This window comes from Pseudomonas sp. GW821-FHT10C09, from assembly GCF_059415465.1.
In genome coordinates, this window is record NZ_JBWKNG010000030.1 from 25802 (window position 1) to 47644 (window position 21843).

Annotated in this window: 26 protein-coding genes and 1 tRNA gene; 17 read left to right on the top strand and 10 right to left on the bottom strand. The window is 57.5% G+C overall.

The window, feature by feature from the left end:
* Positions 1–153 precede the first annotated feature (153 nt).
* Complete coding sequence (locus AC07N8_RS25785) at positions 154–1101, top strand: SphA family protein (RefSeq protein WP_483843646.1); 948 nt, start codon at positions 154–156, stop codon at positions 1099–1101.
* Positions 1102–1219: 118 nt separating this feature from the next.
* Here the strand turns inward: AC07N8_RS25785 and AC07N8_RS25790 are convergent, their stop codons facing one another.
* From AC07N8_RS25790 to AC07N8_RS25800, 3 genes are all read right to left on the bottom strand, one after another.
* Positions 1220–2428, bottom strand: a complete 1209-nt coding sequence (locus AC07N8_RS25790; RefSeq protein ID WP_493146487.1) for a DSD1 family PLP-dependent enzyme — start codon at positions 2426–2428, stop codon at positions 1220–1222.
* Positions 2429–2502: 74 nt separating this feature from the next.
* A complete protein-coding gene (locus AC07N8_RS25795; RefSeq protein ID WP_493146427.1) occupies positions 2503–3897 on the bottom strand; it encodes a D-arabinono-1,4-lactone oxidase in 1395 nt (464 codons plus the stop codon).
* Between the two features lie 19 nt (positions 3898–3916).
* The gene (locus AC07N8_RS25800; RefSeq protein WP_483843644.1) at positions 3917–4300 is read right to left on the bottom strand and encodes a c-type cytochrome; all 384 of its coding nucleotides are present in this window, start codon (positions 4298–4300) and stop codon (positions 3917–3919) included.
* A 267-nt stretch (positions 4301–4567) separates the two neighbouring features.
* Between AC07N8_RS25800 and AC07N8_RS25805 the strand changes: the two genes are divergently transcribed.
* On the top strand, positions 4568–6193 hold the full coding sequence (locus AC07N8_RS25805; protein WP_493146430.1) for an NADP-dependent glyceraldehyde-3-phosphate dehydrogenase: 1626 nt from the start codon (positions 4568–4570) through the stop codon (positions 6191–6193).
* 65 nt (positions 6194–6258) lie between these two features.
* Positions 6259–7278, top strand: coding sequence for an FUSC family protein (locus AC07N8_RS25810; RefSeq protein WP_493146489.1), 1020 nt, complete (start codon positions 6259–6261; stop codon positions 7276–7278).
* 3 nt (positions 7279–7281) lie between these two features.
* On the opposite strand, the gene AC07N8_RS25815 is transcribed toward AC07N8_RS25810, so the two are convergent.
* On the bottom strand, positions 7282–8175 hold the full coding sequence (locus AC07N8_RS25815) for a DMT family transporter (protein ID WP_493146431.1): 894 nt from the start codon (positions 8173–8175) through the stop codon (positions 7282–7284).
* A 135-nt stretch (positions 8176–8310) separates the two neighbouring features.
* On the opposite strand from AC07N8_RS25815, the gene AC07N8_RS25820 reads away from it, so the two are divergent.
* Positions 8311–8748 (top strand): Lrp/AsnC family transcriptional regulator, encoded by a 438-nt coding sequence (locus AC07N8_RS25820; RefSeq protein WP_059182827.1) that lies wholly within the window; start codon positions 8311–8313, stop codon positions 8746–8748.
* 56 nt (positions 8749–8804) lie between these two features.
* The gene (locus AC07N8_RS25825) at positions 8805–9134 is read left to right on the top strand and encodes a YceK/YidQ family lipoprotein (protein ID WP_493146434.1); all 330 of its coding nucleotides are present in this window, start codon (positions 8805–8807) and stop codon (positions 9132–9134) included.
* A gap of 59 nt (positions 9135–9193) precedes the next feature.
* Here AC07N8_RS25825 and AC07N8_RS25830 read toward each other — a convergent pair whose 3' ends face one another.
* Positions 9194–9865 (bottom strand): Bax inhibitor-1/YccA family protein, encoded by a 672-nt coding sequence (locus AC07N8_RS25830; RefSeq protein ID WP_027923729.1) that lies wholly within the window; start codon positions 9863–9865, stop codon positions 9194–9196.
* Positions 9866–9988: 123 nt separating this feature from the next.
* Here AC07N8_RS25830 and AC07N8_RS25835 point away from each other — a divergent pair.
* The 7 genes from AC07N8_RS25835 (at position 9989) to AC07N8_RS25865 (ending at position 16101) form a co-directional block, all read left to right on the top strand.
* Positions 9989–10076 (top strand) — tRNA-Ser (locus tag AC07N8_RS25835).
* Between the two features lie 255 nt (positions 10077–10331).
* Entirely contained in the window at positions 10332–10610 is a 279-nt protein-coding gene (locus AC07N8_RS25840) for a hypothetical protein (protein ID WP_493146436.1), read from the top strand.
* Positions 10611–11022: 412 nt separating this feature from the next.
* The gene (locus AC07N8_RS25845; protein ID WP_483843639.1) at positions 11023–11271 is read left to right on the top strand and encodes a hypothetical protein; all 249 of its coding nucleotides are present in this window, start codon (positions 11023–11025) and stop codon (positions 11269–11271) included.
* Between the two features lie 158 nt (positions 11272–11429).
* Positions 11430–11960, top strand: coding sequence for a cupin (locus tag AC07N8_RS25850; protein ID WP_483843638.1), 531 nt, complete (start codon positions 11430–11432; stop codon positions 11958–11960).
* Positions 11961–12125: 165 nt separating this feature from the next.
* Positions 12126–13424 (top strand): sialidase family protein, encoded by a 1299-nt coding sequence (locus AC07N8_RS25855; protein ID WP_493146438.1) that lies wholly within the window; start codon positions 12126–12128, stop codon positions 13422–13424.
* Entirely contained in the window at positions 13421–14032 is a 612-nt protein-coding gene (locus tag AC07N8_RS25860) for a hypothetical protein (protein WP_493146440.1), read from the top strand. The genes AC07N8_RS25855 and AC07N8_RS25860 overlap by 4 nt, the downstream gene beginning before the upstream one ends.
* A 32-nt stretch (positions 14033–14064) precedes the next feature.
* Positions 14065–16101 carry an LTA synthase family protein gene (locus AC07N8_RS25865; protein ID WP_493146442.1) on the top strand — a complete coding sequence of 679 codons (2037 nt, stop codon included), beginning with the start codon at positions 14065–14067 and terminating at the stop codon, positions 16099–16101.
* Between the two features lie 36 nt (positions 16102–16137).
* On the opposite strand, the gene AC07N8_RS25870 is transcribed toward AC07N8_RS25865, so the two are convergent.
* The 3 genes from AC07N8_RS25870 to AC07N8_RS25880 all read right to left on the bottom strand — a co-directional run bounded on the left by AC07N8_RS25870 (position 16138) and on the right by AC07N8_RS25880 (position 18735).
* Positions 16138–16422 (bottom strand): hypothetical protein, encoded by a 285-nt coding sequence (locus AC07N8_RS25870; RefSeq protein ID WP_493146444.1) that lies wholly within the window; start codon positions 16420–16422, stop codon positions 16138–16140.
* 105 nt (positions 16423–16527) lie between these two features.
* Positions 16528–16809: a hypothetical protein gene (locus tag AC07N8_RS25875; RefSeq protein WP_493146446.1), complete on the bottom strand. Its 282-nt coding sequence runs from the start codon at positions 16807–16809 to the stop codon at positions 16528–16530.
* 495 nt (positions 16810–17304) lie between these two features.
* The gene (locus AC07N8_RS25880) at positions 17305–18735 is read right to left on the bottom strand and encodes an aldehyde dehydrogenase family protein (protein WP_493146448.1); all 1431 of its coding nucleotides are present in this window, start codon (positions 18733–18735) and stop codon (positions 17305–17307) included.
* A gap of 124 nt (positions 18736–18859) precedes the next feature.
* Between AC07N8_RS25880 and AC07N8_RS25885 the strand changes: the two genes are divergently transcribed.
* The 4 genes from AC07N8_RS25885 (at position 18860) to AC07N8_RS25900 (ending at position 20768) form a co-directional block, all read left to right on the top strand.
* Positions 18860–19765, top strand: coding sequence for a LysR family transcriptional regulator (locus AC07N8_RS25885; protein WP_493146450.1), 906 nt, complete (start codon positions 18860–18862; stop codon positions 19763–19765).
* A gap of 82 nt (positions 19766–19847) precedes the next feature.
* Positions 19848–20090 (top strand): FecR/PupR family sigma factor regulator, encoded by a 243-nt coding sequence (locus tag AC07N8_RS25890; RefSeq protein ID WP_493146491.1) that lies wholly within the window; start codon positions 19848–19850, stop codon positions 20088–20090.
* A gap of 125 nt (positions 20091–20215) precedes the next feature.
* A complete protein-coding gene (locus tag AC07N8_RS25895) occupies positions 20216–20416 on the top strand; it encodes a hypothetical protein (RefSeq protein ID WP_483843625.1) in 201 nt (66 codons plus the stop codon).
* A gap of 118 nt (positions 20417–20534) precedes the next feature.
* Positions 20535–20768 (top strand): DUF6555 family protein, encoded by a 234-nt coding sequence (locus tag AC07N8_RS25900; protein ID WP_483843624.1) that lies wholly within the window; start codon positions 20535–20537, stop codon positions 20766–20768.
* 18 nt (positions 20769–20786) lie between these two features.
* Here AC07N8_RS25900 and AC07N8_RS25905 read toward each other — a convergent pair whose 3' ends face one another.
* Positions 20787–21122 carry a hypothetical protein gene (locus AC07N8_RS25905; RefSeq protein ID WP_123431916.1) on the bottom strand — a complete coding sequence of 112 codons (336 nt, stop codon included), beginning with the start codon at positions 21120–21122 and terminating at the stop codon, positions 20787–20789.
* A 72-nt stretch (positions 21123–21194) separates the two neighbouring features.
* Entirely contained in the window at positions 21195–21413 is a 219-nt protein-coding gene (locus AC07N8_RS25910) for a hypothetical protein (RefSeq protein WP_483843623.1), read from the bottom strand.
* Positions 21414–21591: 178 nt separating this feature from the next.
* Between AC07N8_RS25910 and AC07N8_RS25915 the strand changes: the two genes are divergently transcribed.
* Positions 21592–21831 carry a hypothetical protein gene (locus AC07N8_RS25915; RefSeq protein ID WP_483843622.1) on the top strand — a complete coding sequence of 80 codons (240 nt, stop codon included), beginning with the start codon at positions 21592–21594 and terminating at the stop codon, positions 21829–21831.
* The last annotated feature ends 12 nt before the right edge of the window (positions 21832–21843 follow it).

The window sequence follows — 21843 nt, forward strand, 5'->3', positions numbered from 1 at the left end:
AAAGAAGTTAGCACAGGGTTCAAAGGCTGTCCGCAGAAGTCCCCCTAAATGGCCGCCAATACCCTGCCTTGCACGGCGCAGACAGCTTATTTCTATGTGGCGGCCCTCGTATGGACGCTGGAAAGCCCGCTAACAATAATAATGAGTACACCCATGATCCCGACCCGCACGAGATTCCCCCTACTGGTCATCAGCCTGGCCGGCGTCTGCGCCACTCATTCGGCGCTGGCCACCGAGGCTGGCGTGGACAACATCGGCACCGGCACCGACGGCTTTTTCATGTTGCCGCTGTCACCCGACAGCCTTCCGGACAACATGGTTGCGTTCAACCTCTACTACAACCACTACAAGGCCACGGAGCTGAACATCAGCTCACTCGGCGGCAAGGTGCCGAATGTCGAGATCGAATCCACGGCCGTGATTCCACGCCTGGATTACCTCAGCCCCCTGCGGGTTTTCGGTGGCCGGTTGGCGGGCTACATCGCGCAGCCGTGGCTCAAGCAGGAAGTCTCGGTGTTCGGCCTGCCACAGGACACCCGCGAAGGCATGGGTGACACAACGTTCGCGCCGATCATTCTCTGGGACATGGGCCCCAACCTGACCCTCGGTGCCGCCATTGAAGTCACCGTTCCCACCGGCGAATACAGCGTTGATCGCCTGGCCAACACCAGCAACAACTTCTACACCTACAAACCGCTGTTCTCCTTCACCTGGCTGCCGACGGATAAAACCGAGGTGTCGATGAAGACCACGTACAGCTTCAACGAGAAGAACAAAGACACCGATTACAAGTCGGGGCAGATTTTCCACTTCGACTATTCGGCCAGTTACAAAATCACCGACAACCTGATGCTCGGGTTGAACGGCTACTACCTCAAGCAAACCACCGACGACAAACAGTTCGGCCATACCGTGCAGTTCAATGGTCAGGACGTGAACGACGGGGTGCGCGGCCAGGTGTTTGCGATTGGTCCGGCGTTGCACCTGACCTTTTTGCAGTACGCCACGGCGGAGATTCGCTGGGCCAAGGAGTTTGATGTGGAAAACCGGCCTGAAGGGGAAATGCTGTGGGCCAAGGTCAGTATCCCGTATGCGTTTTGACTGAACAGACGCCTTCGTCGGAACGCCGCCCGGAGCAAGCCCGCTCCCACATTTGGAATGCATTCCCCTGTGGGAGCGAGCCTGCTCGCGAAGGCGATATACCAGACACCAGAAACCTTCAGGAGTACACCGGCCAGGTCTCAACAATCCTCCCCCCTCGAACCGCCAGCAAATCCCCAAACTGCAACAACACCGACTCCGTCTGGGTCGGCCGCAAAAACACCTGGTCCTCGACCCCCAGCCCCACCGCCGCCGAACCATTGACCATTTCCTGATTCGAGCTGCGGCCATACACCCCGTTACTCTGCAACCCCGATGGCGACTCAAACTCCGCCATCCAGTTACCGCCATAGATGAAAAACGTCTCGCGCTGATTGGTGTCCCACCACGAAAACAACCGGGACTTGTCATCCAGCGCCGGAATGTTCACCGCCCCGGTACTTTTCAACACCGGCGTGGCGATGTAAGCCGCCGGCACATGGTCCACCAGCGACGGCAAATCATAGTGCGTCGGCTTGAGCATCGCGGTTCCCACAGAGACTTCACTGCTGAGCTGTTCATGCTCATGCATGCGATAACTCGGGCTGCCAGCGGTGTTGAGGGTCAGCCCTTCATGCCACAGGCCGGGATATTGCTGACGGGTGAAGTCGACGCAACGGTTGTAAATCACCATCACCTTGGCGAACAGTTCTTCGGGCGAACCCAGTATCCCCGGCACGCCCATGCCCACGAACGGGTCGTAGCCCATGAACCCGGCGAACTCCAGGTGCTGAGGGTTTTTGCTGATCAGCGCCAGCATCGGCCCGAGCGCAGCTGCATCGCTGACACCGCCGCGATGCAACCCGACATCCAGTTCGATATTCACCCGCAATCGCGTGCCCAATCCCTGCGCCAGCGCGAGGTATTGTTGAAGTCGCTCAGGCGTATCCAGCAGCCATTGCAATTGCTTCGAAGGGTCAAAAGGCCCTTTATGCGACTGATAAAACAACTCGGCCGAACGCACCGGCAGCGGCTTGCCCAACAGGATGTCGGATTCGGGAAACTGCACGGCATCATGATTGAGAAACGGCTGATGAAACGACATCAAGCGCTGCGTGCCGGCGCGCTTGGCGATGTAGGCCAGCAGCCCCGGCGCCGGCAGCGATTTCTCCACCAGGCGCAGATGCTTGCCGCCGCGCTTTACCGACAGCATGACCACATCGATGTTGTGATCCAGTCGATCAAGATCAATCAGCATCACCGGCCGCATCGGCCCGTGTTCCTTGAGTTCGCGGTTCAGCGTCTGGAAATAATCGCTGTACGGCGCACCTCGATCACCCGGCCGCAACCACGCCCCGCCCCCCGCCATCAACACGCCGACGCCGGCGGCGCCCATCAGGAAATTACGTCGATTGACCGCCATCAGCTCACCCCCAGAATCGATGACAAATGCGCATTGAGGAACTTGCCGCTGGGGTCCAGTGCTTGCCGCACCTCAATGAACTCCTGCCAGCGCGGGTACAGCGGCTGCAGGTTTTTCGCGTTGAGTGTGTGCAACTTGCCCCAGTGCGGCCGGCCGTTGTACTTCCAGAAAATCGGCTCGACGGCGGCGAAGAAGTTGTGATGGTCCATCTGATAATGCTGGTGGACCGAGATCGAGCAACTGTCGCGGCCTTCGAACATGCTCAGGGGGATGTCGTCGGCTTTGACGTAGCGGTATTCAATCGGAAACCAGGTACGCAGGTCTTTGTCCTGAATCAGCTTGAGGATTTCGCGCAGGCACGCCGGGCCGTGCTCGGCCGGCACTGAATATTCCATTTCGTTGAAACGCACCGTGCGCACGTTGGCATAGATGTCGAACGAGTCACCCACCCGGTCATCGAAACTGGCGAGGTGGCGCAGACTGTTGAGCATCGTGCGGCGCAGGTCCGGGAAGTCGCTGCCGTACTTGTCGATCTTCTCGATCAAGGTGACGAATTCGTTGCCGCCCTCCTCATCCGCCGGAATCGGCGGTGTCGCCGGGTCGCTGGTTTCGTTGAGGGCGATCGACAGGGCGTAGTCGGAATGGGTCACCACGAGCATTTCCCAGTGCTGGTTTTCCCGGGTGTTCTTGTCGAGGTCTTCCAGCAATTCTTCGGTCTTGGCGATCCACTGCCGTTCCCTCAAGCGATACGCCGGGCGGTTTTGCAGACGGATTTTCGTCGCCACCCCAAGCGCGCCGAGGGACACTCGCGCCGCGCTGAACACTTCAGGATGAAGTGTGCTGTCGCAGTCCAGCACCTCGCCCGTGGCGGTCACTAATTGCAGGCCGCAGACGTGGGCCGAATAGGACTGGAAGTTCTTGCCGGTGCCGTGGGTCGAGGTGGAGATCGCGCCGGCGAGGGTCTGGTAATCGATGTCGGCCATGTTTTGCAGGGCCTGGCCGACGTCCTTGAGCGATGTGCCCATGCGCGACATCGGCGTGCCGGCGGCGAACTCGGCTTGCAGGGTTTTCCCGTCGTGATCGAGTAATCCGGTGAAATAGCTCAGCGACAGCAACGTGCCGTCGGTGGGCACCAGCGCGCTGAAGGAATGCGCCGAACCCACCGGGCGAATCTTGCCCGGGGCCTGGCGCACAACCTGGGTCAATTCATCCAGATTCTTCGGTGCCAGCCGCGCCGCCGGCAGGCAACTCTGGCCCCCCGACCAATTGCGCCAAGGGATCAGCCGTGGCGCGCGCAGCAGTTCCGCCAGCGCCGGTGTGGAGCCGAGCGCGGTAAAGGCGCCAATGACACTCGCCCGTTGCAACAACTGACGCCGTGTTAAGTCCATCGTCATGAATCGCACCCTGTCGTTCTTATTGTGGGATGTGCTGGCCGGACATGAAGCTGATCAGCGCCAGGAACTGCTCCTCTGAACACTGCACGCACTGGCCCATCGGCGGCATGCCGTTGTAGCCGTTGATCGCGTGATCGAGCAGCGTGTCGGCGCCCTGCATCACCCGAGGCTCCCAGGCTTTGCTGTCGCCGGTCAGCGGTGCCCCGGCCGCCGGATTGGCGTGGCAGAGCTTGCAACTGTTGTCGTAGACCTGCGCCAGCTCGGTGTCGGCGGGCCTGGCGGTGGCCGCATCAATGTGCGTCGCCGGGCTTTTCGGCTCTTCGCCACACCCTGCGAGTAACACCGCTAATCCCACCAGGGCAAAACAAAGGCTAGGCTTTTCACTGAATCGGCGTGCCCGCATGGCGTTCCTCTCATGGGGTGCCCGGTCAGCCGGGTGCACCGTTTATTGTTGTGATCAAGGAGAACTCCACACTAAGGCACGCGCCGTGGGCGGGTTGAGGGCATTGGGGGCCAACAAGGGGGGCTTCTGAGGCCATGACCGATGCGCCGTGAAATCCGCGTGCCATCACCCACCGGCACAAAACGCTGAGATGAGTCATGACAAGCGAGGCCGAGGTCTGCTAAAACGATTCATCAGTGCATGACCCAATCCAGAGGGGGTAGCGACATGACCACAGCCAACATTCTCGACAACCTGTTTCCGAGCCTCGCCGACATCCCGGAAAAGTACCGCCTCGACGGCCAGACCGAGCAGCGCGAATACCTGGTCGATGGCGAACTGAAAACCTGGTCCGGGCCGCTCGCCCAGGTCCGCAGCCCGGTGTACCTGACCGGCGCCAATGGCGACGAGCAAGTGATCCTCGGCAGCACACCGCTGCTCGATGCCGAGACGGCTTTGACCGCGCTGGACGCCGCCGTCCGCGCTTACGACCGTGGTCAAGGCTTGTGGCCGACCATGCGCGTGGCCGAACGCATCCAGCACGTCGAAGCCTTTCTGGGGCGCATGCGTCAACAGCGTGAGGCCGTGGTCAAGCTGCTGATGTGGGAGATCGGCAAGAACCTCAAGGACTCGGAAAAAGAGTTCGACCGCACCTGCGATTACATCGTCGACACCATCAATGCCTTGAAGGAACTCGACCGCCGCTCCAGCCGCTTCGAGCTGGAACAGGACACTCTCGGCCAGATCCGCCGCGTTCCGCTTGGTGTGGCCCTGTGCATGGGTCCCTACAACTACCCGTTGAACGAAACCTTCACCACGCTGATTCCGGCGCTGATCATGGGCAACACCGTGGTGTTCAAACCGGCCAAGCTCGGCGTGCTGTTGATTCGCCCGCTGCTCGAAGCGTTCCGCGACAGCTTCCCGGCTGGTGTCATCAACGTGATCTACGGCAGCGGCCGCGAGACCGTCAGCGCATTAATGGCCAGCGGCAAGATCGACATCTTCGCGTTTATCGGCACCAACAAAGCCGCCAGCGACCTGAAGAAACTCCACCCAAAACCTCACCGCTTGCGCGCGGCGCTGGGCCTTGATGCGAAGAACCCCGGCATCGTCTTGCCGGAGGTTGATCTGGACAATGCGGTGAGCGAAGCGGTGACCGGCTCGCTGTCGTTCAACGGCCAGCGCTGCACTGCGCTGAAGATCCTCTTCGTGCATGAAGACGTGGTCGAAGCGTTCATCGAGAAATTCAACGCCAAACTCGCCAGCCTCAAACCCGGCATGCCGTGGGACAGCGGCGTGGCACTGACGCCGCTGCCGGAGTCGGGCAAGGTCGATTACCTGCATTCGCTGGTGGCCGATGCCGAAAGCAAAGGCGCCAAGGTGGTCAACCCCAACGGCGGCGTGGCCCGCGCCTCGTTCTTCTACCCGGCGGTGCTGTACCCGGTGACCACGCAAATGCGTGTCTATCAGGAAGAACAGTTCGGCCCGGTCATCCCGATCGTGCCGTACCGCCATCTGGACACGGTGATCGATTACGTCCTGGAATCGGACTTCGGTCAGCAATTGAGTATTTTCGGCACCAACCCGGTGGCGGTCGGCCGGCTGGTGGATACGTTTGCCAACCAGGTGGGGCGCATCAACCTCAACGCCCAATGCCAGCGCGGCCCGGACACCTTCCCGTTCAACGGGCGCAAGAACTCGGCCGAGGGCACGTTGTCGGTGCATGATGCGTTGCGGGTGTTTTCGATCCGCACGTTGGTCGCCACCAAGTTCCAGGAAACCAACAAGGACCTCATCAGCGAGATCATCAGTGGGCGCAGTTCGAGCTTCCTGACCACCGATTACATTTTCTGAGGACACCGAGCCTGAGTACCTTCAGCCATCGACTGCCACCCTTGCTGCGCCGGCTACTGCGTCCGTTGCTGGACCCGTACCGGCGCTATCGTCACGCCAAGCTGATCCACGCGGTGCGGGTCTCGCTTGGGTTGCTGGCGACGATCCTGCTGACTACCGGCATCCATTTACCGCACGGCGAATGGGCGTCGGTGACGATGCTGGTGGTGATTGGTGGCTTGCAGCACCACGGCAACATCGGCAAAAAGGCTGCCGAACGGGCCATTGGCACGTTGATCGGGGCCGGCGTCGGTCTGCTGCTGGTCGCGCAACAGGCCTGGCTGGGGATGCCTTGGCTGACCTATTTCGCCATGTCGGTGGTGTGCGGGTTTTTCTCGTATCACGCCATTGGCAAGGGTGGCTATACGGCGCTGCTCGCGGCGATCACCGTGTTTATTGTCGCGGGGCACGGTGACAATCCGGTCACGGACGGCTTGTGGCGCGGGGTAGACATTCTGATCGGCATCGCCCTGGCGCTGGCGTTTTCCTTCGCACTGCCGCTGTACGCGGTGTTTTCCTGGCGCTACAACCTGGCCGATGCGCTGCGCGATTGCGCGACAATCTACGGGCGCATCATCAATGGCCAGCCGGTCAGCGATGACGAACACCTCAAGCTCATGGGGCGCCTGAACACCGTGATGGTGCAATTGCGTTCACTGATGCCGTCGGTGTCCAAGGAAGTGAAAATCTCCATGACCGAACTGGATGCCATTCAACGCAATTTGCGCATGTGTATCAGCACCCTGGAAATCCTCGCCAACACTCGCCCGGATGCCAGCGATCCGAAGGCCATGGCGCAACTTCAGTCCGCAATGACCGCAGAGCATCGGCTGATCCGCGTGCAACTGATCGGGATGGCGCGGGCGCTGAAAACCGGCGCTTCGCAACGGCTGAGTCGGCCTGTCGACCTGCCACCCGCCTCAAGTCTTGAAACACCGGTCTACAGCCCGCTGGATGGCTATCGTTTGTTGACCCGCCAATTCGCCGCCAACATCGGCGAGATGCGCCAGCGACTGGCCAAGACTGCGCCGCGCTGGAACATCTGACATTTACTGTGCCGCCAACTTGCGCGTCTTGAAGCCCCAACCCTGCTGCATACCGGCGGCGGCCAGCAGAATCGCCGCGACACCAAGCCATTGCAGCGGCTCCAGGCGATGGCCGAAGGCAAACCAGTCGACAAAAATCGCCGCAATCGGGTAAATAAACGACAACGCCCCGGTCAGTGCCGTCGGCAGTTTCTGAATCGCGCCGTACAACAACACGTACATCACGCCAGTGTGGACAATGCCGAGCGTCACCAGGCTGGCCCAGGCACTCGGCGCTTGTGGCAGCGCCGAAAAATGCGCGAACGGCGCGAGCAACAGCACCCCCGTGCAGACCTGGATCAAGGCGATCAGATGCGGCGGCGTACCGGTCAGGCGCTTGATGATCAGCGCGGCAATCGCGTATAGAAAGGCCGCACCCAGCGCCAGACCGATCCCCATCAAGTAATCATTGCCGCTCTCGCCCTGCCCGCCATGGGCACTGACAATGGCGAGCATCCCGAGAAAGGAAATGCCCAGCCAGAACAGTTTCTGCAGGGTGATCTTTTCATTGAGGAACAACGCGGCCAGGCCCACCAGCATGAACGGCTGCACGTTATAGACCGCCGTGCCAATGGCAATCGAGGCGCGCGAATAGGACGCAAACAACAGCACCCAGTTGCCGACAATCGCCATGCCGCTGAGCACCGCCAGCAGGAAGGTGGTACGGGTCAGAATGCCGGGACGGAGGAAGCCGAACGCCGCGCAAATCAGCAGCAAGGTGCCGGCCCCGAACAAGCAGCGCCAGAACACCACGTCCAGCACCGGTTGCCCGGACACCAGCACAAACCAGCCGATGGTCCCGGAGATCAGCATGGCGGCGCTCATCTCGAATGAGCCGCGACGTATTGATGTGTCCATCTTCAGACTCCTGTGTTTGAGCGCAAAGTATGCCAATCCACCCGGGGGCTTCTCCAGCGCAAAAAGCAGGCTAAACTCGGTTTCTGCCTTTTTTATCAAGGCAGTTTCAATTTATTGCCTTACAGGGGTTTCGCCATGACTGACGACATCGACCAAGTGCTGATCAGCGCCTTGATGGAAGACTCACGACGCTCGCTCAAGGCGCTGGCGCACCTCAGCGGCCTGTCCTCGCCCAGTGTTGCCGAGCGCCTGCGTCGCCTTGAAGAACGCGGTGTGCTCAAGGGCTACACGGTGGAAATCGACCCGAAGTGCTTTGGCTATCAACTCCAGGCCATCGTGCGGATTCGTCCGTTGCCGGGTCAGTTGCAGGAAGTGGAGCGGCAGATTCAGGCGATCCCCGAATTCACCGAGTGCGACAAAGTCACGGGCGACGACTGCTTCATCGCGCGTCTGCACGTGCGCTCCATGGAACAACTGGACACCCTGCTCGACCGCCTCAATACCCACGCCGAAACCAACACGGCAATCGTCAAGAAGACCCCGGTCAAACGCCGCTTGCCACCCATGGCGTGAGTGATGTTTGCAACCGACTGGCGTAGATTGAGGTTTTCCGGCGAAGGATTGGCGGTATGAAAACTCAGGCAATGCTACTGGCGACGCTGATGCTGGCGGGCTGCGGCACGATACAAACGGCCGTGCGCGGTGACCAAGTAGCGTCCAAAAGTCTCAAGGATCAGAAATCCTATTGCGGCGCCATTCCGCGCATCTACAGCGGGGTGACCTATGATTTTTGCAGTTTGAATGCACCGCTGCAAAATGGACTGGATGCACAAACCCACACAGATGCACCAGCCATTGTGCTGATTGATGTGGTGATGTCCGGCGCGCTCGACACCTTGCTGCTGCCCTACACCATTTACCGCCAGCAGGCCGACGGCAACATCGTCATCTCTGAGTAATCCTGAATTTCAGACAATAAAAAACCCGCCTAAGCGGGTTTTTTACTCAAGGCCTTCGATCAATCATCGCGGCTCATGATGCCAAACAGCTGCAACAAGCTGATGAACAGGTTGTAGATCGATACATACAGGCTGATGGTCGCCATGATGTAGTTGCGCTCGCCGCCGTGAATAATGGCGCTGGTCTGGAACAGAATGCAGACCGAGGAAAACAGCACGAAACCTGCGCTGATCGCCAGTTGCAGGCCGCTGATCTGGAAGAAGAAGCTCGCCAGCGTCGCACCCAGCAGCACGAAGAAGCCTGCAGTGATGAAACCGCCGAGGAAGCTCATGTCCTTGCGGGTAATCAGCACGTAGGCCGACAGACCACCAAACACCAGCGCCGTCATCGCGAACGCCGAACTGACCACTTCAGCACCGCCCTGCATTCCCAGGTAACGGTTGAGGATCGGGCCGAGCAGGAAACCCATGAAACCGGTCAGGGCAAAAGCAGACACCAGGCCCCAGGCCGAATCACGAAGTTTGTTGGTGAGGAAGAAAAGGCCATAGAAGCCGATCAGCACCACGAACACGTTCGGGTACCCGACACGCATCTGCTGAGCGACAAACGCCATCACGCCGCTGAATGCGAGGGTGAGAGCGAGTAAGCCGTAAGTGTTGCGCAGGACGCGGCTAACCTCTAGCTGCTCAGCCTGCACGCTGTTATTAACTGCGTAATCCTGTTCGCGCATGGCGACACTCCTGTTGGTATGAAACGTTCAGTCGCAAAGATCATAACAGACGCTCTGTAACAAGCTATGCAGAGAGTTTGACAGTGTGTTTCATTCAGGTATTATGGCGCCCGCAACGCAAACGGAGGTGTGGCCGAGTGGTTTAAGGCAACGGTCTTGAAAACCGTCGACTGTAACAGGTCCATGAGTTCGAATCCCATCGCCTCCGCCATCTTTATATGACAAAGCCCTGATTATTCAGGGCTTTGTCGTTTCTGGCTTTTGACAAAACGTCGCAGCCCATACTCCCATACTTCAGCCCATTCCTTGGAAAAAGTAGCTACGCGAGCGAGCGCGTTGGTGTACACAAAAATCCAGGAATAAAGTCTGCATATTTGGCTTCGAACTGAACGATCCGATTCAGGCAACCATCTGATACTGACGAACAGCTTGTTTTTCGTGAGCAAAACCAGTGTCAGGAGGTTTTATGAGCGCTCAGCAGATTGAGTACTATTTCGAAGTCTACAAAGAGTCTTTCACGAATGCCCCCGTTTGGAGCATTGAAGCAATCACGCCCTTCCCGGCTGTGTCGATAGGTGACCGTTTCAATCATCAAGGCCTTGACGCTGCATGGGGAGAAACGGCCTCCGAAGAAGAGGAATATCGAGTCGTAGACATCGACCACGTTTTTTCGGATACCGGGGGCAAGATTGCTTACAAAACCAGAGTGAAACTGATGCTGACGCACCGCAACCAGGTTTATTGAATAACCTGATCAAACGGGTGGCAGGACGATCGCGCTGACCAGTGGGGATTTTGGTCAAAGCCTCATGGTGGGATTTGCCACTAGTCGACATGCGCTTCAAACGAGTTGCTGCTCGTTGCACGTTCTATCAGCTGGATGGGTCGACGACCTTGATCTGCGTCAGCCCTACCCGCTCCGCCTGCTCTAAAATCTTCTCTGGCGTCGCATCCGCAGGGGGCATGATCAAGCCGTTCTCTGCGTCCCCAAAATGAAGCTGTAGCAAATGCATCGCCGCTTCATGCTATTTACTCGAGCCTTCCCGCTAAAGACATCGCGAACATCAAAATAATTTGAACCGCTTTTGGGCGCGCTCGCCTAATGATCAGCTTGTGAATAATCGCGCAGGCAGTGCCAATACCGGCATACCCGAGAGGTGATCAACGTGGCTAAAGACGAGAAAAAAAGCAAAGGTGAAGCTTCTAACGCCAGCAAGGAATTGAAAGGCAAAAAGTCATCACCGGCGAAGAAATCAGCGACGGCCTCGGCTCTTTCGAAACCTTCCGAAAAGAAAGGCAAGAAAAAAGACGCCGAGCCAAAGAAATCTGCAAAAAAAGCTGATAGCAAGCCAGTAACGGCCAAGAAATCAGAGAAGTCAGACAAGCCAGCGAAAAAGAAAAAGTGACATCTGCGATTTGCTAGGGCTTTACGCCCTAGCTGTCTCAGGGCGTTTAACCTTACATTCCATGCAATTTGCCACGCTTGGTTTGGCTCATTGCCCCCGGCTATGTTCTAGCGGCGCTCTTCATGACGTTGGGCCTGGCTACTTCCGGAGACGCGCTAATGGTCAAGTCAGAAACTGTGCATTCTCCAATACAACCCCTCCTGCTCGAACGCAACGGTTGGGTGCCGAACAACGCTCGCCTGCCAGTGCTCATTTACATCAAAGCAATAGCAATTAAAGGCAGCGATCCTGCAGTTTTATTCGAGCAAACCTTCAGCGCCAATGGTTGGCCGCCTCAATGGCGGTATGGGGTTTATGACTTTCACCACTACCATACCGAAGGCCATGAGGTGCTTGGCGTTGCCAGCGGCTTTGCTCGTTTGATGCTTGGCGGCCCGGACAGTCGGGTGCTGGAAGTTAGCGCTGGCGACGTCTTGCTCTTACCCGCCGGCACCGGCCACTGCAATATAGGCTCCAGTGACGACTTTATGGTTGTAGGTGCTTACCCTCCAGGGCAGAACGGCAACATTTGTCGCGAAGCGCCGAGTCCGCAGCAACTGGTGAGCATTGCGACTTTGCCGTTTCCCAATCTAGACCCAGTACTTGGCGTTAATGGCGCGCTACATCGGTATTGGAGCTATCAGGTCTAAGCCCCTGATTGGGAATGTAGCCACTCATAAAACTGTCCTTGTTCGCCGACAGGGCCGCGCGCTTAAAACAACTGCTTACACAATAGAAATACATAAAGTCCGATCTTGTACTACCGAGTGTTAGCTTGTGCGCCTTTCGGGCCATGAGATGCCAACGCCTTCATCATGCACATAAAGCTCCCCAGCATTCCTGCCTTAGGTGTTTACCTCGCCCTCACTGTTCTCTTTACGGGCGCATGGCTCACCCACCCTGCCCCCACGCATTCTCCCTTTGCCCGCACAAGTCCGGCTTTACCTGTGGCGGACGACGTGGCCAAGCCCGTTTATACCAGCCGTTTCGCCTCCTCCGGGCTGGTGGACTTCGTGCATTCTTCGGCAGTAACAGCCCTGCCTGACGGTAGCTTGATGGCGGTCTGGTTCGCCGGCACCCGCGAAGGCGCCGCCGATGTGCAGGTGCGCTCCGCTCGTTTCAACGTGAGCACTGGCGAGTGGGGTGAAGAACAGGTCATGGCGACCCGGGAATCGACCCAGCAAAGCACTCGAAAATACATTCGAAAACTGGGCAACCCGGTCATTGCACTGGCGCCGGACAATCGCCTGTGGCTGTTCTTCGTCTCCGTGTCCATGGGCGGCTGGGCCGGCAGCGCGGTCAATGTGATGGTTTCAGACGACTTGGGTATGAATTGGTCGGCACCGCGCCAATTGATCACTTCCCCCTTTCTGAACATCAGCACCCTGGTCCGCTCGGCACCGGTGTTCCATGCCGACGGCTCCATCGGCTTGCCGGTCTACCACGAATTCCTGGGCAAGTTTGCCGAGTACCTGTACTTGAGCGCAGACGGTGAAGTGATCGATAAATACCGCATCAGCCACGGCAATAACTCATTGCAACCCGCGGTCGTTCCGCTGGACGGTCAGCGTGGCATCGCCTTGTTGCGCTATGCCGGCGACACGCACCACCGGGTCCTGGCTAGCCGCACCGAGGATGCCGGCCAAACCTGGAGCGAACCTTATCCGCTCGATCCATCGAACCCCAATTCCTCGTTGGCGGCCGTTGCGACGCCCGAGCACGGATTGCTGGTAGCGCTCAATGACCTGCAAGAGGGGCGCTTCAAGCTGAGCCTTTATCTCACCGATGCGAAAATGGACGACTGGCGCCTGGTGCGCGATCTGGATAAATCACCGGATCCCGAGGGCGATCCGTATTCGCCCCTCGCCTACAAGGCAATCATCGGGAAAGAGTTTCGAGATTCCAGTGGCAAGCTCCGCCAACCGCTGGAGGCGCAATTCCTCGACAACCTCGACAAACGCGTCTGTAAAAGCGAAGGGTGTGAGTTTGAATACGAATACCCGTACTTCATCCGCAGCCCCGACGGGATGTATCACTTGGTTTATACCTGGAACAACACGTTCATCAAACACGTGTCCTTCAACGATGCCTGGCTGTCCGAGCGTCTCAAATGATTAGCCTGTGGCAAGCCCATCTCAGCTTCGCGATGATCATCTTCCTGGTAATGCCGTCTTTTGGCCTGAACAGGGTCTGGCGCATCGCGCTGTTGTTTGCATTGCTGGCCGGCAGCTTCATACCACTGGACGGGATTTCGCTGGCCGCTTACTTGCGCAGCCACATGGATGACCTCGCGATCACCTCATTGGTGTTCATGGGCTGGGGCTGTCTGCGTCGACTGAATGTGTTGCCACCCGCGCAGCGTGATCAAACCGGCGTACTGATCCTCTTCGCCGTAATGGCGCTGGTGTTATACCCGGCCACTCTGGGCTTGAGTGATCTGGATCCTTACCGTCGGGGTTTCAGCCCACGCCCCCTGTTGTTTGTCGTTGCACTGCTGACCTTAGGCCTGTTTTACCTGCGCAATTACCTGGCCGTCGTGCTCTTGACCAGCGCGACCCTGGCCTTTATCGCCGGGATCAAACCTTCCCACAACTATTGGGACTACCTGATTGATCCGCTGTTGGGACTGTATTGCTGCCTGACGCTGCTGGTGCTGGGGACGCGCTGGACGTATCGCCGGTTCATCACGCTGCGCGGCCCAATACGAAACAGATCCGTTTGAAATTCAACGAAATTTTTAATAGGGAAACATCGATGGGCTGGCTGAAATCGAGACGTTTGCATTACTGGCTGGGCGCAACAGCGATCGCGTTTGTGCTGTTTGCACTGCTGCGGGTGGTGTTCTTTTTCGGCTTTTCCGGTTTCGACGCAAAAGCCCTGAGCGACGACAATGCCGTCCTGGAAACCCTGGGCATCGGCTTTCGTTTCGACTTGCGCCTGGCCATTCTGGTCATGCTGCCGTTGGCGTTATTGGCTTGGATTCCTCGCTGGAACCTGATCAGTAGCCGCCTCGTTCGCCGCATCGCCCGCGTGTATCTGGTCCTTATCCTCAGCGCCATTCTGCTGATCTACATCATCGATTTTGGCCATTACGCGTACCTTGGCGTGAGGATCAACGCCACGGTGTTGCGCTTCATCGAGGATGCGCAAATATCCCGGGATATGGTCTGGCAAACCTACCCGGTTATCTGGATTTCATTGGGTTGGCTGGCAACCGTCGCGTTCGTGACATTGGCGTTGGTGCGCCTGGAGCGCGTCACGCTGGACCGCCCCCGCAAAGTCATTCATCGGCTCTCCACAACATGGGGCAGCGCGTTGATGGTCGTGCTGGTGCTGCTGGGTATTTTGGGTCGTGTCGAACACTTGAACCTTGAAAACCCGGTGCCGTTGCGCTGGAGTGATGCGTTCTTCTCGGGCAATAACCAGATCGCCGCCTTGGGCCTGAACCCGGTGATTTTCCTCTACGACACACTCAAGGTCGGCCAGTCGCGTTATGACGAAGCGAAAGTGCGCGAACTTTACGCGGTCATGGCCAACTACCTGGGCGTCGACCAACCCGACCCGCAGGCCCTTGATTTCGTCCGCCACCAATCGCCACAACCCTACAAAGTGCCGGGCTCGCGGCCACCGAACGTGGTGTTCGTGATGCTTGAGTCGCTGGGCACCAGCGCCGTCGGGGCCTATGGCAACCCGATTAATCCAACACCCAATATCGATCGCCTGGCCACGCAGAGCTGGTTCTTCAAGCACTTCTATGTGCCGGTGACGGGGACCGCAAAAACCGTCTGGGCCAGCATTAGCGGGGTACCTGACGTTACTCGCCAGGATACCGCGACGCGTAATCCACTGATCACCAACCAAAACACGCTGGTCAATGCCTTCACCGGCTACGAGAAGATCTACACCATTGGTGGCAACTCCGGTTGGGCCAATATGAATGCCTTGATCAAGCAAAGTATCGACGGCATTCGCCTGTTCGACGAGCGCGACTGGAAATCCCCGGTGGTGGATGTCTGGGGCATTTCGGATCTGGACCTGTTCAAGGAGACCGACCAGATCCTGCAAACGCTGCCCAAGGACAAACCGTTCTTCGCCTATATACAAACGGCCGGCAACCATCGCCCCTTCACAATTCCAAAGAGCAACGACGGTTTCGAGGTCAAGCACCCTACCCTGGAGCAAGTCCAGGCCGCAGGTTCGCGCAGTGTCGAACAATACAACGCCGTGCGTTTGCTGGACTTCAACATCGGCCGCTTGATGGAAATTGCCAAGGCCGGCGGCTGGTACGAAAACACTATTTTCGTGCTGTTTGGCGACCACAACACCCGTATCGCCCAGATCCCTTTCCTGGCACCGGCCTATGAGCAACTGGGTCTGGAAAGCAACGCGGTACCGATGATCATCCACGCGCCAGCCCTGATCGGCACGCGCAAGGTCGAGGAAGCCGTCGGCCTGGTGGACTTGCTGCCGACCGTGGTGGGCATGGCCGGCCTTGAGTTTCGTAACAGCGGCATGGGCCGTGATATCCAGCAGCCCGCGCCCGAAGGCGAACGCGTGGTGCCATTGGTGTTGCGTGAAGGCACGTTCCCGCTGATTGCCGGCGTGACTCAGCATTACTTGTTACAGATGGAACACGACGGCAGCTCGCCAAGTCTCCATGACCTCGCCTCACCGACGCCGCTGGATAACGTCGCCGAGCAACACCCCGAAGAGTTCAAGCGACTGTCAGAGTTGACCCGCGCCATGCATGAAACCTCACGGTTGATGCTGTACCAGAACGTGCGGAAATAACGCCGGGATTTTTGCCAACCATGGGAAGGAAAAGAGCTAGATTGTTAGCTCTTTGTTCAGGTTGCCCATCACAAATGTATAAGCGTCTGGTGATGTGAAAAAAGAGTGCCACGCATAGGGTGCTCTGAAGTAAGTGCGATCCTCCGAGCGCCAGATAACGACGACATGCCCCGCGAGACCTGCGCCGGCAGCCGCTAAATGAAACGTCCTCATAAGTGCTTCTTGCGCATGGTTTGACTGACCGCCGAATGAAGCGTCCAGCGGGAAAATGATCATGTTTTGCCCACCCTGACGCACATGTGCAATGAGGTACTTCGCCATCTCCTTCTCCTTGAATTGCTACCGCTACTGTTAGTTGACCCTGGGCGCACAGGAAAATGATTGAACTTGCAATCTGGGACCGGGAGGCAGGCCATGGCCCTATTATTAAAACCGCACGTTGTATTTATTGCTGGCGACATTCAGTGTTGCCATAACCCTTACAGGGTTATCACCGAAAAACTTCTGAATAACGCCGTCATAGACACAGAGCACAGCCCCTTCACCCGATACATATGAACTACCGTCATTCACCAGTTCCAAGTTGTAAACGCCGTGACTACGGGTGATATCTGGCTTTAGCCCATTGCAAATGACAAGGTGATCAGGTTCGCCAGCGCTCGCCATAACGGGTGCAAACAGGGCCAGCAGGATGAATAACTTTTTCACTTTGGCTCGCCTTTAACGCACATTTAGTTTCAGCCTGACATGTTCGGATTCAGCAATACTGCAAACACAAAACATACATAAATATATGCTTCCATACTGTCGATGCAAACTCTGAGCACCGGTAATCGAACACCTTAAAGACCAATGGCGCCGGATGGTAATTTGGGCTTGATTACCTGTCAATATGCGATATCTGCTAGCTTTTTTTCCGCATTAGATCTCATAAAATACAAAAAATGATTATTCAACCATTGGACAATTAATAATAAGTCCGACAAACCAGCTAGGTTAATACAGCGTTTCAATCGTCAGAATCAGTGGAGTCTCTAAACAACGCGAGGGAATAAATGGCAGCCCCTCATATAATAAGCTCAACAGGTCCAAGAATTAGAAACCCCATCGTCTCCGCCATCTTATGTACGACAAAGCCCTGATTATTCAGGGCTTTGTCGTTTCTGGGGTTTGGCGGATTCTTCGCCGTTTGGCATCAACCAGTCATTTCAACGGGCCACCTATGACCAACGTCTTCGGCTCCAGAAACGCGCTCATTCCCCACTTGCCCATTTCGCGCCCAAGGCCTGAATGCTTGAACCCACCAAAGGGCGCACGCGGTTCGTGGGCCAGGGTGTTGATGAGCACGCGTCCCGAATCGATCTGACGAGCGATGTTCATACAGCGTTCGGCACTCTTTCCCAGCACCAGGGCGCTTAGCCCATAGTCCGTATCGTTGGCAATGCTGATCGCATCGGCATCATCCTCGTAGGGGATAATCGTCAGCACGGGGCCGAAGATTTCCTCACGCGCGATGCGCATCCGGTTATTGGCATCCGTGAAGAGCGTGGGCTTCACGAACCATCCGGCTTGCAAGCCTTCCGGCCGACCTTCCCCACCCGCCAGCAACCTCGCGCCTTCTTCCTGGCCGATACGGATATAGCGCTGCACCCGCTCCCATTGTTTCTGGCTCACCATCGGGCCGATGTCGGTGTTGGCATTGCGCGGATCGCCCGATTGAATCTGTGAGACGCCCTCCTTCGCAATCTGCTCGAACTCTGCCAACCGACTGCGCGGCACAAGGATGCGAGTGCCCGCGATGCAAGCCTGGCCGCTGTTGAGAAATCCGGCTTGCAGCACCAACGGCATGACCGCCTGGAAATCCGCATCGTCAAGCACCACGGTGGGCGACTTGCCGCCGAGTTCGAGCGTTACGCGCTTCATGGTGTCGGCACCGGTTCTTACCAGATGTTGGCCGACAGCGGATGAACCCGTGAACGAGATCTTGGCAACGTCGGGATGACGGACGATTTCCTCGCCCACCACATCGCCCCGTCCGTTGACGATATTGAATACACCCGGTGGCAGCCCCGCTTCGTGCAACGCACTGACCACGACCTGCGTCTGCAACGCGCTCATCTCGCTGGGCTTGATGACGGCGGTGCAGCCTGCCGCCAGCGCGGTGGCCAGTTTGTTGCAGATGAAGCCCGCATTGCTGTTCCAGGGTGTGATCAGACCGGTAACGCCCACGGGCGTCAGAATCACCTTGGCCACGCCGACCTGCTCCTCGAAATCGAACGCCTCCAGTGCATCGATTGCTTGCGCAATTACGTCAGCCGGATAAGTCGCCATCCAGCGCCCACGGACCGCAGGTGCGCCATATTCCACGAGGATCGCTTCCAGCAACTCGTCCTCCCGGGCCGCCACGGCCCGGTGCATGCGTTGCAGTGCCGCAATGCGCTCCTCCCGGCTGGTACGAGACCAGGCCGGGAACGCAGCCTTGGCGGCGGCGATGGCACGTTGTGCGTCCAGCGCATCGCCCAGCCGAACCTGACCGATGACTTCCTCGGTGCTCGGGTTATGGAGGTCGAACCATTCCTGACCGTGCGTAACGACGAACTCGCCGTTGATATAGATGTGTTCAATGCGGTGCATGGCGACTCCTCGCTCAAAATGACTCGCCTGAATCGAGCCTCTGTGAAGCGAAGTCTAAGAGGGGTTCATTGTTCCGATAAGCTATGCTTTGGCTTATGAAGCATCCGCATTTTCAGGACAATCCATGCACAGAACAGGAATGACCGAACTGGAAGTGGTTCTGGCCGTTGCGCGCCGCTGCAGTTTTCGAGGCGCTGCACAGGAGTTGGGCATGTCCACCACCGCCGTGAGCAGCGCGGTGGCTGGCCTGGAAGCGCGTCTGAAAGTACGCCTGTTCAATCGCTCCACGCGCAGCGTTGCCCTTACCGACATCGGGCAACGCTATGTGGAACGCATCGCCCCCGCGTTGGCGCAGATCAAGAGTGCCGATGAAGAGGTCAGCGTCGGCCCCGATGAACCCAGCGGCACACTGCGCATCAATGCCCCACACGGCGCGGCTTACCTGCTGCTGGATCCGCTGCTCAAGCAGTACGCTGAGCGCTATCCCGAAGTGCGCATCGACATCCTCAGCGAATCAAGCATGGTCGACATCGTCGCGGGGGGCTTTGACGCCGGGATTCGCCTGGCAGAGTCCGTGCCGCAAGACATGATTGCCGTGGCACTGTCAGGTGATATCCGGATGCTCGTGGTGGCAACGCCCGAGTACCTCGAGCGCCACGGCGTGCCCGAGCACCCGCGAGACCTGCTCACCCACCAGAGCATCGGCATGCGCATGGCCCATGGTGGCCTCTATCATTGGGAACTGGAGCGCGACGGCCAGAAACTACAGATGGACCTGCCGGTGCGCTTCGCCTCCAACGAGTTGCTGGCCATCAAACAGGCCGTGTTGTCGGGCCTTGGCATCGGTTTCATTTCCGAGTGGTTCATCCAGGAAGAACTGGCCAGCGGCGCCCTGGTGCCGGTGCTGATCCCGTGGTGTCCGTCGTTTGGCGGGTTGAGGCTTTATTACTCGGGCCATCGCTTCGTGCCAGCGCGATTGCGCGCGCTGATTGAACTGGTGCAGGAGTTGCGGCCCACTGCTTCTTTTTGACGTTTTTTTCCCAAACGGCCTCGTAAGGTGCGTTATCCGGCCAAACAGGTAGCAGTCAATGAATCCACCCAGTTCTTGCGACATGGACGAAGCAATCCTCAGCCAAGCCGCTCATTGGTGTATGCGTCTACAGGAAAACACCTGCACTCAGGCGGAAAAGCTGGCCTTCAAGGAGTGGATTCAGATGGATCCTCGCCACGCCTTTGAATACGCAAAAATGCTGGAAATCTGGGACATCAGCGACCAGTTGCCAAACCATAAAAACACTTCGAAAAAGCTGCTGACTGACCTGTCGACGCGGCAACACGCCGAGCAAAAAATATGATGCGCTGAAACTGGCGCACCATTGCAGTGCAATCCGTTGGCGAAAACCGAATTCCTCAACTAGGGTCTCTACGCAATCAAATGCCCTCGCTCATGGGTGGGGGGCGCCTGATCAAGGAGAGATAAATGCCGTCCGTTCGCACTGTCGAAAAAACCTATCGCGCCTGGTCGAGCCCGATCCTGCTGGAGCTCAAGGAGCGAGAACACCAACTGGACCCCGTCGCGCGCCAGGCGCTCGAAAACATCCTGGTAGAAAGACGTCTGATCAATCTCGGCAATCCTTCAGGCAGTGAGCGGCGCAACGCCGGGCAAGACAAACATCGGTAACCCGCATGCCCATGACCGGGGTAAAGATCTGCCTTTTGCTCATGCATACAGAAGTCCGAAATCCAAAGGAACTGGCACTACGCCATTAATGTCGTAGCGGTAGCACCTGGAGAATCGGATGACTCGCACTCGCTATTTTCAAATCACCTATCGTTTTAATGACCAACGACACGTTTTTGTACAGCCAGACACGCACATGAATCACGCGGACGCATGGTATTACGCCTGCCTGCATTCAGGGTTGGGCCTTTCATATGGACACGATCACGATCAACAAAACGACGAGGCACTTCGAAGTCACGCGCAAGCTGGCGGCCTGAACGACGTCAGCTGGGAAGAATTACCCAGTTGAAATGGCCGGCCCGCTTCTTTACAGACAATCCTTCACGGCTTTGCGCATGGCGCCGGACTTGGCCCACGGCGGCCCCTGATACAACGAAACCCGGCTGCCGTCCTTGTATTTGACGATATCGAGAATTTCATCCGCCGTGATGATGCTCGGCGCATTCAGCCGGTAGCCGTTTGAAATGCCGACCTGAGTGGTTTTCGGAATCTCTTTCTGCCATGCCGGCAAAATGCACGCAGCCAGCTCTTTGGGTGGTTTGTTGCTGTATTTACTGACGTTGGGTTCACCCGGCACCACAGACGCCGGCAACGAACAACCCGCCAGCATCGCCAGCGTTACTCCCCCAATCCACATCCGCATGATGCATCCTTATCCCGTAAAAACGCGAAATGTAACGCTTCGCCGGCCGGACATCCATCTATTGAATACAACTCAATGTGGAGCATTGTTTCCAGGAGGCTCTGGATAAGTTCTTTCGTTGAGATAAGCCATCCACCGTTCATAGGCTTCATGCTGCCATTGCGTGACCCGCTCCCACTCCGGGCCGCTCAGTTGATGCGCTGAAATCAGCTTCATCATCTCTGTGGTGGCGGCATCCAGGTCAACAATCAACTCATGGGCATGAAATCTGAAGTCATCGGTATTGCTCATGGGGGTGGCCTCGCCCTGACGAAATTGATTGACCTTCGTACGACATCCACGAAGGCCACTCGCCCTCAACTTCCCGACCAACGGAAGCACCTTCTATCCCCCAGGGATCTGACGAACAAACGTTCCGCCGTTCTAAATGGAACTACTCTTTCTAATCGAGACATTGCCGGAGGTCGACATGTGGCTTAACGAAGATGAAAACGAACTTCGCCGTGACCTGCAAAGCGTTGCGTCAGATTTGAGATGGTCGGCGGTCGAGTTGCTGCGCATTGAGCAACAGCTACGTCAGGCGGGTAATGAGGCGGATGCACAGGCCGTGCGCAGGTTGTGCGAGTTGTTCCAAGGCGATGAAGCGAGACTGGCGGGTTATTCAGAGGAAGTGAAAGCCAAGGTGATCACTCGGACGAAAGCTCACTAACGGGAGCACTGT

Coding starts and splice junctions, on each gene's coding strand:
- AC07N8_RS25785 (WP_483843646.1), top strand. CDS start 154: ATGATCCCGACCCGCACGAGATTCCCCCTACTGGTCATCAGCCTGGCC.
- AC07N8_RS25795 (WP_493146427.1), bottom strand. CDS start 3,897: ATGACGATGGACTTAACACGGCGTCAGTTGTTGCAACGGGCGAGTGTC.
- AC07N8_RS25800 (WP_483843644.1), bottom strand. CDS start 4,300: ATGCGGGCACGCCGATTCAGTGAAAAGCCTAGCCTTTGTTTTGCCCTG.
- AC07N8_RS25805 (WP_493146430.1), top strand. CDS start 4,568: ATGACCACAGCCAACATTCTCGACAACCTGTTTCCGAGCCTCGCCGAC.
- AC07N8_RS25815 (WP_493146431.1), bottom strand. CDS start 8,175: ATGGACACATCAATACGTCGCGGCTCATTCGAGATGAGCGCCGCCATG.
- AC07N8_RS25820 (WP_059182827.1), top strand. CDS start 8,311: ATGACTGACGACATCGACCAAGTGCTGATCAGCGCCTTGATGGAAGAC.
- AC07N8_RS25825 (WP_493146434.1), top strand. CDS start 8,805: ATGAAAACTCAGGCAATGCTACTGGCGACGCTGATGCTGGCGGGCTGC.
- AC07N8_RS25830 (WP_027923729.1), bottom strand. CDS start 9,865: ATGCGCGAACAGGATTACGCAGTTAATAACAGCGTGCAGGCTGAGCAG.
- AC07N8_RS25840 (WP_493146436.1), top strand. CDS start 10,332: ATGAGCGCTCAGCAGATTGAGTACTATTTCGAAGTCTACAAAGAGTCT.
- AC07N8_RS25850 (WP_483843638.1), top strand. CDS start 11,430: ATGGTCAAGTCAGAAACTGTGCATTCTCCAATACAACCCCTCCTGCTC.
- AC07N8_RS25855 (WP_493146438.1), top strand. CDS start 12,126: ATGCACATAAAGCTCCCCAGCATTCCTGCCTTAGGTGTTTACCTCGCC.
- AC07N8_RS25860 (WP_493146440.1), top strand. CDS start 13,421: ATGATTAGCCTGTGGCAAGCCCATCTCAGCTTCGCGATGATCATCTTC.
- AC07N8_RS25865 (WP_493146442.1), top strand. CDS start 14,065: ATGGGCTGGCTGAAATCGAGACGTTTGCATTACTGGCTGGGCGCAACA.
- AC07N8_RS25870 (WP_493146444.1), bottom strand. CDS start 16,422: ATGGCGAAGTACCTCATTGCACATGTGCGTCAGGGTGGGCAAAACATG.
- AC07N8_RS25880 (WP_493146448.1), bottom strand. CDS start 18,735: ATGCACCGCATTGAACACATCTATATCAACGGCGAGTTCGTCGTTACG.
- AC07N8_RS25885 (WP_493146450.1), top strand. CDS start 18,860: ATGCACAGAACAGGAATGACCGAACTGGAAGTGGTTCTGGCCGTTGCG.
- AC07N8_RS25890 (WP_493146491.1), top strand. CDS start 19,848: ATGGACGAAGCAATCCTCAGCCAAGCCGCTCATTGGTGTATGCGTCTA.
- AC07N8_RS25895 (WP_483843625.1), top strand. CDS start 20,216: ATGCCGTCCGTTCGCACTGTCGAAAAAACCTATCGCGCCTGGTCGAGC.
- AC07N8_RS25900 (WP_483843624.1), top strand. CDS start 20,535: ATGACTCGCACTCGCTATTTTCAAATCACCTATCGTTTTAATGACCAA.
- AC07N8_RS25905 (WP_123431916.1), bottom strand. CDS start 21,122: ATGCGGATGTGGATTGGGGGAGTAACGCTGGCGATGCTGGCGGGTTGT.
- AC07N8_RS25910 (WP_483843623.1), bottom strand. CDS start 21,413: ATGAGCAATACCGATGACTTCAGATTTCATGCCCATGAGTTGATTGTT.
- AC07N8_RS25915 (WP_483843622.1), top strand. CDS start 21,592: ATGTGGCTTAACGAAGATGAAAACGAACTTCGCCGTGACCTGCAAAGC.